The 1,483-nt window shown below is 75.7% G+C and carries 1 protein-coding gene and 1 pseudogene; both read right to left on the reverse strand.

Annotated elements, in window-relative coordinates; translation table 11 throughout:
- Nucleotides 1-3: 3 nt before the first annotated feature.
- Nucleotides 4-708, reverse strand: coding sequence for a DUF4232 domain-containing protein (locus GT030_RS09215; protein WP_161200674.1), 705 nt, complete (start codon nt 706-708; stop codon nt 4-6).
- Nucleotides 709-896: 188 nt separating this feature from the next.
- Nucleotides 897-1,483, reverse strand: a pseudogene (locus tag GT030_RS09220) (serine/threonine protein kinase); the annotation flags it as partial.

Genomic DNA, 1,483 nt, shown 5'->3' on the forward strand with positions numbered 1-1,483 from the left:
CGGTCAGGCGCCCGAACCGGGGGCGAAGACGGTCAGGCGGACCGAGGAGGAGTTCCCGGAGACCGGTACCGGACCGCCCGTCCAGGTCACCTTCAGCGGGTCCCGCTCATCGGGCGGGGTGACCACCAGCGAGGCCGGCTTCTGCGACTTCGCGCCGCTGACCTGAGGGTTGGAGAAGGTCAGCCCCGCCCAGGCGGATTGGCCGGGGCGGAGGGTGACCGTCACCGGGGAGCCCGGGGTGCGCTCGGGGTCGCGGCCGAGCTGGGTGCCGGAGGCGTTCATGAAGGCCGCGCCCGGATAGCCGCGCAGGGTGCAGGTGCGGGACGACTTGTTGGTGAGGACGACGGGGAAGTTCTCCTGCCCGGCGCCCGGATCGTTACGGCCCACGGCGGCCCGCAACTCCGAGGTGTGGCAGCGGGTGCTCTTCGCGCTGTCGGGCTTGACGGTCTTCGTCGCCGTGTCGGGGGCCGAGCTGGGGGTCGTGGTGCCGCCGCTCTGGGTCACCGGCGAGGGGGTGCCGGCCGCGTCGGGCGAGCCGGTGGACTCGGCCGGGGCCGACGTCTCGGTCGCGGGGGCCGCCGAGCCGGACACCGTCTTCGCCGGGGCCGTGCCCACGTCACCGTTGCCGCAGGCGGTCAGGAGGCCGAGTACGGCGGCGGAGCCCACGAGCAGGGTCCCGCGCCGCCTGGCCGGGGATGAGTTCGCCATGTCGCACAAGCCTCCCTGTAATCCACGGCGCGCGAGTTCCGCGTGCCGTCGGCGCCGGATGCGCCGTCACAGCTTCCGATGCGCCGTCCGGCGGAAAAGTTCGGGACGAGGAGGAAAAAACTTCCGCGCCCGAAGAAGTCTCCGCTCACCGGGGCCTCCCCGCCACGCCGGACCAGGGTTCCCCCCGATCAGGTGACCCGGAGCGAGCGGAGTATGCCGTCGGTGGCGTCCGGGCCGCCGTGCTGGCGCACCTGCACGTACACCTGCGGGCCGTGCGCGCCGCCCGAGGGGCGCATCGCGGACTCCGTGACCGAGCCCCCGCCCGCGCAGCCGCTCCACACCCGGACCGTGCCCCGCCACCCCGGCCCGGTGAACGCGTGCCGGTCCGCGCCCCGGCAGCCGGAGTGCGCCAGGGCGTCCACCCGGCCGGTGAGATCCCCCTCGCCCACGCCGACGAAGACCCCGTTCACCGGCTCGCCGAGGTCGGACCAGCGGGACAGGTCGTCGGCGACCACCAGCCCCGGCTCCTTGCCGCCGGACAGCCCGAGGGCGCGCGGGTCCCACCCGGAGTCGCGCAGCTCCCGGTTCCAGCCCGCGGGCACCTCGACGGCGATACGGCCGGAGGCGTCCCGTACCCGCGCCGTGTCGGCGCCTCCGGCGGGCCGGTGCAGGGACAGCGCTGCCACGCTTCCGGCCGCCACGAGGGCAAGCGCGGCCGCCATGGCGAGGAGCGCGCGCCTGCCCCGTACCGCGCCGGACCACCCCGGCGGGGCAG

This window comes from Streptomyces sp. SID1328 (assembly GCF_009865595.1).
Classification (GTDB): domain Bacteria; phylum Actinomycetota; class Actinomycetes; order Streptomycetales; family Streptomycetaceae; genus Streptomyces; species Streptomyces griseoluteus.